The sequence below is a fragment of the Acerihabitans sp. genome, assembly GCF_036398755.1.
Lineage (GTDB): Bacteria > Pseudomonadota > Gammaproteobacteria > Enterobacterales > Enterobacteriaceae > Acerihabitans.
Map to the genome: position 1 here is coordinate 1 of NZ_DASWOM010000100.1, position 5,157 is coordinate 5,157.

Genomic DNA, 5,157 nt, shown 5'->3' on the forward strand with positions numbered 1-5,157 from the left:
TGAAAATAAGGGATTACATCTACGATATCAGGCCAATAGCCTGAAGTCGCGGCGGGTTATATCTTATCTGACGTTAGCGGAAAATGTCTTGCGACACTCTCCGCTAATTTTAAAGCGAACGGCACTGGATGCTGTTCTTAACCACCTCGCCAAAACCTACCGAAGTATGGTGCTGGTTTATTAGCGCTGATTTAGTGGGGATCCCTCAGCGCTAACGCGGGTTTTTTTTATGATGCAACTTCCGCCCGATATGCTTATTCTTATACCCCGCAGTTATGCTCATTTTGACCCGTTCGCCCGTACGCAATAGCCGGAGCCTTATCTATGACCGCACAGCCCACAGAACTCCACCTCCGCCGTCCCGACGACTGGCATCTGCATTTACGCGACGACGCGATGCTGCGCGCCGTATTGCCTTATACCAGCAGTGTTTTCGGCCGGGCCATCGTGATGCCGAACCTGACGCCGCCGATCGCGTCCATGGCGCAGGCGGTTGCCTATCGCGGGCGGATCATGGCGGCCTTGCCCGCCGGACACCGTTTCCAGCCGCTGATGACCTGCTACCTCACCGATACGCTGGATAAGTCGCAGTTAGTGGAAGGGTTCAGCCAAGGCATTTTCAGCGCGGCGAAATTATATCCCGCCAACGCCACGACCAACTCCAGCCACGGCGTGACCAGCGTCCCCGGCATCTATCCCCTGCTCGGCGCCATGGAGGAGATCGGCATGCCGCTGCTGATCCACGGCGAGGTCACCACGCCTGAAATCGATATCTTCGATCGCGAGGCCTGTTTTATCGATCGGGTGCTGGAACCGCTGCGCCGCCGGTTCCCGGCGCTGAAAATCGTGCTCGAACATATCACCACCCGGGAGGCGGCGCAGTATGTGCTGGCCGCGGACAGCCATCTGGCCGCCACCATCACCCCGCAGCATCTGATGTTTAACCGCAACCATATGCTGGTGGGCGGAGTACGGCCGCATCTCTTTTGCCTGCCGATTTTGAAGCGCAATACGCATCAGGAAGCGCTGCGCGCGGCCGTGGCCGGCGGCTGCGATCGGCTGTTCCTCGGCACCGATTCGGCCCCGCACAGCCGCAGTCGCAAGGAATGCGACTGCGGCTGTGCCGGCGTGTTCAACGCGCCCAACGCTCTCGCCGCCTATGCCACGGTATTCGAGGAAATCGGCGCCCTGGAACATTTCGAGGCGTTCTGCTCGCTCAACGGCCCGCGATTTTACGGCCTGCCGCTGAACGATGATTTCATCACCCTGCGCCGGCGAAGCCATCTGCAGCCTGACAGCATCCCGATCGACGGCGACCAACTGGTGCCGTTCCTGGCGGGTCAGGAGCTGAACTGGTCGGTGGAGACCTGACCGGCAAAGAGAAGGCCTGATGGGCATGAACAATCTGCGTCGTTAAATATAACCCGTGCTGGCGCTTGCACTTGAGGCGGCAACACTGTATAAATAAACAGGCGTTGATTCTAAGAGAAAAAATATGCGTATCGAAATTACTCTTGCTAAAGCGTCGCCGCTTCCCGCAGGCGCGCTTGAAGCATTGACCAAGGAATTTACCGCCAGGATTGATAAACAGTTTATTGATTCCCATGTCCAGGTGCGCTATGCGGGCGCCAACGGCATCAGCGTCATGGGAGGCAGTAAAGAAGATAAGGCGCTGATCACCGATATCCTGCAAGAGACGTGGGAAAGCGCCGACGATTGGTTTGACTCTCAATAATAAGAAGTTTGTACTGTCGCTTCGCCGGGATTTATTCCCGGCTTTTTTACGCCAAAAATACTATCAAACCAAACCTTTTAGCGGAAATATGCCCATACCCTATTGGCAAAATCCTCTTTCTGGGCTGTAATCACCTCAGGCAGCGCATTGTGCAACAGCCGTCCGGGGAGAAAGCCCATATGATTGCCAATAAACCTGAAGAAGCAATGACGTTCGGCGAACTACTGGCGTTAATCGGTGAACAGCAGCGCAGGCTTAATGTACTGGAGATCGCCTTTTCCTATCTGTCTTTCAGCCTGGATGAAAAAGCCAACCAGCTACTGATTCATAACCTGATGCTGGAGTCGCAGAACCAAAACCGCGACGCCATCATGCAGAAATATTTTGCCCAGCTGGCCGAAGAACTGGCCAAGCGTATTGGTCCTTTCGTCCCGCCCGCCGTCTCTTAACGCCGCTGACCTCGTCTGTGTCCGACGACAACGATTGCGTCGCCCTTTTTTTCTATTTCTGATGATGTGTTTAATGAAATAGTTCAAAAGTTAAAAAAAATCGTTCAATTAGCAAATAAAGTGACAAATAAGGGTATACTTAAATTGCTCGCTAAAATGGAGCCGCACTGAGCCTCAAAGACACTCTTTATTTTTATTAAACGAGTCAGAAAAGGGGTATTTATGGACAGAAAAAACGAGATAATCCATACCCATCCATTGGTCGGCTGGGACATCAGCACCGTAGACGCCTACAACGCCATGATGATCCGCCTGCATTACATCAACTCCACCAGCCAGGCCACCGAAGATGCGGAAGTGGACAGAACCCTGTGGCTGACCACTGATGTCGCGAAGCAATTGATTTCTATCCTTGAAGCGGGCATCGCCAAAATTGAGGCAACGGAATATCAGGATATCGATTACCGTAAACATTAATCCCGATCGCTACCCCTCCGGCACCCGTTGCTTTGCACCGGGTGCTTTTTTTATTATGCTGGGGACATGTTTCCGCCAGATGACAATGCCCTCCTTATGCCCGGACCTTTTTCCCCGCGTCAGCCGCTTACCGGTTTGAACGGGGCCCAGCAGGAAATATGAGCATGGTATACGATCTTATTATTATCGGCAGCGGCTCCGTCGGTTCCGCCGCAGGATTTTACGCCACCGAAGCCGGTCTCAACGTCTTGATGATTGACGCCGCGTTTCCCCCTCATCACGCCGGTAGCCATCATGGCGATACCCGCATCATCCGTCACGCCTATGGCGAAGGTGAAAAATACGTTCCCCTGGTGCTGCGGGCGCAAACGCTATGGGAAGAGTTGTCGACGCAGGGCGGCACGCAATTGTTCCACCGCAGCGGCGTAGTCAATCTAGGGCCGCGCCATGCCGAATTCATCAAACGGGCCATTGCCAGCACGCAGGCTTATAGTTTGCCGTGTGAAATTCTGAATGCCGGCCAGGTTATCGACCGCTGGCCGGAATTCAGCCTGCCGGAGGACTATCTGGGGGTATTTGAACCCAAGGCCGGTTACCTGAAGTCGGAGCTGGCGGTGGGCACCTATATTCGCCTGGCGGAGCAGGCCGGCTGCGCCCAGCTGTTTAACTGCGCCGTGACCGGCATCAGCCATAAGGACATGGTTTTCGATGTCACCACCGAGGAAGATAGCCATTACCAGGGGCGTAAACTGCTGGTCTGCGCCGGCACGTGGGTGAAAACCCTGCTGCCGTCGCTGCCGGTGCAGCCGGTGCGTAAAGTGTTTTCCTGGCACCAGGCCGACGGGCGTTTCAGTGAGGATAATCATTTCCCGGCTTTTACCGCGCTATCGCCGGACGGCGGTCAATATTATGGCTTCCCGGCCATAAAAAACGAACTCAAGGTGGGTAAACACGATGGCGGGCAGGCCATCGATACGCCGGGACAGCGCACGCCTTTCGGTAGCCATGCGACGGACGGTAATGAAACCTTTGGTTTTTTGCGCCAATTTTTAGCCGGGGTCGGCGTTTGCCTGAATGGTGAAGCCTGTACCTATGACCTCTCCCCCGATGAAGATTTTATTATCGACACCCTGCCCGGCAATGACGATATGATGATTATCAGCGGCCTGAGCGGCCACGGTTTTAAATTCGCCAGCGTGCTGGGAGAGATCGCCGCCGGGTTTGCCGCCGGACGCGCGAGCGCCTTCGATCTTTCCCCGTTCAGCCTGCGGCGCTTCGGGTGAGGCTATCCCGCTGATGTAGCCTGATGATATTGGACGCCGGTCAAGGGTGATGAACTGCACCAATATAAATAAGGTGTTCAAGAATAGATTGACGATCTTTTGCTCCTGAATTCATATGTGAAGCAGCCTGACTTGGTGGGGGGTTCGCTACGGCAGGATTTATATCGCCTTGGTGGGCAGGTTTCTGTTTGCTTGACGGACGGGTTTCTGTTGCCTTGGCGAACGGGTTTCTGTTGCCTTGACGGACGGGTTTCTGTTGCCTTGGCGGGGTTTCGCTTGCCATGCGTTAGGTGGTTATATGTATTGCCGGGTGCCGGCAAGCGACAAGGAGGCCGTACCGCGACGGCCTCCTTGACCTCCGCGCGTCCGGCAGGTCGTGCGCCGCTGCGCGGTACCCGGCATCGCTGCATCACAGCTTTGGACAGAACGGGATGCGCTCCCTGCGCAACCCGTCCTTTCGCCGCTCCCGGCGGCTCATCCAGCCGCAATGCGCGCTGCCGGCGCACTCTATGCCGGCACAACATCAACACCATCGCCGGCTGGCAAAATAGCGTTTTAGGGTTCTGAGCGGTATGTACTTAACGGGAAAATAAACAATAATGATTTTAGTTTCAAGATAATAGGCTCAAGCTATGCAAACTGCTAACTGCTAACTGCTAACTGCTGATTGCTCACTGTTTACTGCTCACTGCTGACTGTTAACTGTTCACAGCCCTATGCGGCATGCTTATACCCTATTGCATGGGTGTTTGGCTTATTCTATGTCTGCAGGGGGCGGACGTTTTGCTGAACTCTCAGGTGAGTATTCATGTATTCGTATGGAAATCGCATCCAGGCTGTTGAGCTTTGCATAAAATAGATCAGAAAGGCGCGACATAAACTCCAACATCATCACCTTAACCAGCACCTGCATAAACTCCAGCACCACTACCAACACCAGCAACAGCACCAGCAACGCTATAGCTGAATAAAATGTATCGCTAACAGCGGCATATGTCCCGGCATAAAGCGCGCTGACGGCGCCTGTGGCCCCGGCATGAGCCGCCGGGAGCGGCGAAAGGCCCGGTAGCGCCGGGAGCGCTAACCGGGCCGGTGCATAACGGGGGCATGGGCGGCGGAAGGCATCGCGCAGCGACGCGCGACCTGCCGGCGCTGGGAAGTCAAGAAGGGGCTCGCGTGAGCCCCTTCTTGTCGCTTGCCGGCACCCGGCGCT

At 55.1% G+C, this 5,157-nt stretch carries 6 protein-coding genes and 1 pseudogene; 6 read left to right on the forward strand and 1 reads right to left on the reverse strand.

Features of this window, described 5'->3' with window-relative positions:
* The 6 genes and pseudogenes from VGC33_RS16770 to solA form a co-directional block, all read left to right on the forward strand.
* Positions 1 to 184, forward strand: a pseudogene (locus VGC33_RS16770) (IS4 family transposase); the annotation flags it as partial.
* Positions 185 to 324: 140 nt separating this feature from the next.
* Positions 325 to 1,371 carry a dihydroorotase gene (pyrC, locus tag VGC33_RS16775; RefSeq protein WP_331121909.1) on the forward strand — a complete coding sequence of 349 codons (1,047 nt, stop codon included), beginning with the start codon at positions 325 to 327 and terminating at the stop codon, positions 1,369 to 1,371.
* 124 nt (positions 1,372 to 1,495) lie between these two features.
* A complete protein-coding gene (gene dinI, locus VGC33_RS16780) occupies positions 1,496 to 1,735 on the forward strand; it encodes a DNA damage-inducible protein I (protein WP_331121910.1) in 240 nt (79 codons plus the stop codon).
* Positions 1,736 to 1,914: 179 nt separating this feature from the next.
* Positions 1,915 to 2,184, forward strand: coding sequence for a hypothetical protein (locus VGC33_RS16785; RefSeq protein WP_331121914.1), 270 nt, complete (start codon positions 1,915 to 1,917; stop codon positions 2,182 to 2,184).
* 222 nt (positions 2,185 to 2,406) lie between these two features.
* Positions 2,407 to 2,661 (forward strand): biofilm formation regulator BssS, encoded by a 255-nt coding sequence (gene bssS, locus VGC33_RS16790; RefSeq protein ID WP_331121911.1) that lies wholly within the window; start codon positions 2,407 to 2,409, stop codon positions 2,659 to 2,661.
* 164 nt (positions 2,662 to 2,825) lie between these two features.
* Complete coding sequence (gene solA, locus VGC33_RS16795) at positions 2,826 to 3,944, forward strand: N-methyl-L-tryptophan oxidase (protein WP_331121912.1); 1,119 nt, start codon at positions 2,826 to 2,828, stop codon at positions 3,942 to 3,944.
* Positions 3,945 to 4,698: 754 nt separating this feature from the next.
* On the opposite strand, the gene VGC33_RS16800 is transcribed toward solA, so the two are convergent.
* On the reverse strand, positions 4,699 to 5,157 hold a 459-nt coding region (locus VGC33_RS16800), incomplete at its 5' end, for a hypothetical protein (protein WP_331121913.1).

Excerpts from the sequence above, each read along its gene's own strand:
- pyrC (WP_331121909.1), top strand. The coding sequence starts at position 325 with ATGACCGCACAGCCCACAGAACTCCACCTCCGCCGTCCCGACGACTGG.
- dinI (WP_331121910.1), top strand. The coding sequence starts at position 1,496 with ATGCGTATCGAAATTACTCTTGCTAAAGCGTCGCCGCTTCCCGCAGGC.
- VGC33_RS16785 (WP_331121914.1), top strand. The coding sequence starts at position 1,915 with ATGATTGCCAATAAACCTGAAGAAGCAATGACGTTCGGCGAACTACTG.
- bssS (WP_331121911.1), top strand. The coding sequence starts at position 2,407 with ATGGACAGAAAAAACGAGATAATCCATACCCATCCATTGGTCGGCTGG.
- solA (WP_331121912.1), top strand. The coding sequence starts at position 2,826 with ATGGTATACGATCTTATTATTATCGGCAGCGGCTCCGTCGGTTCCGCC.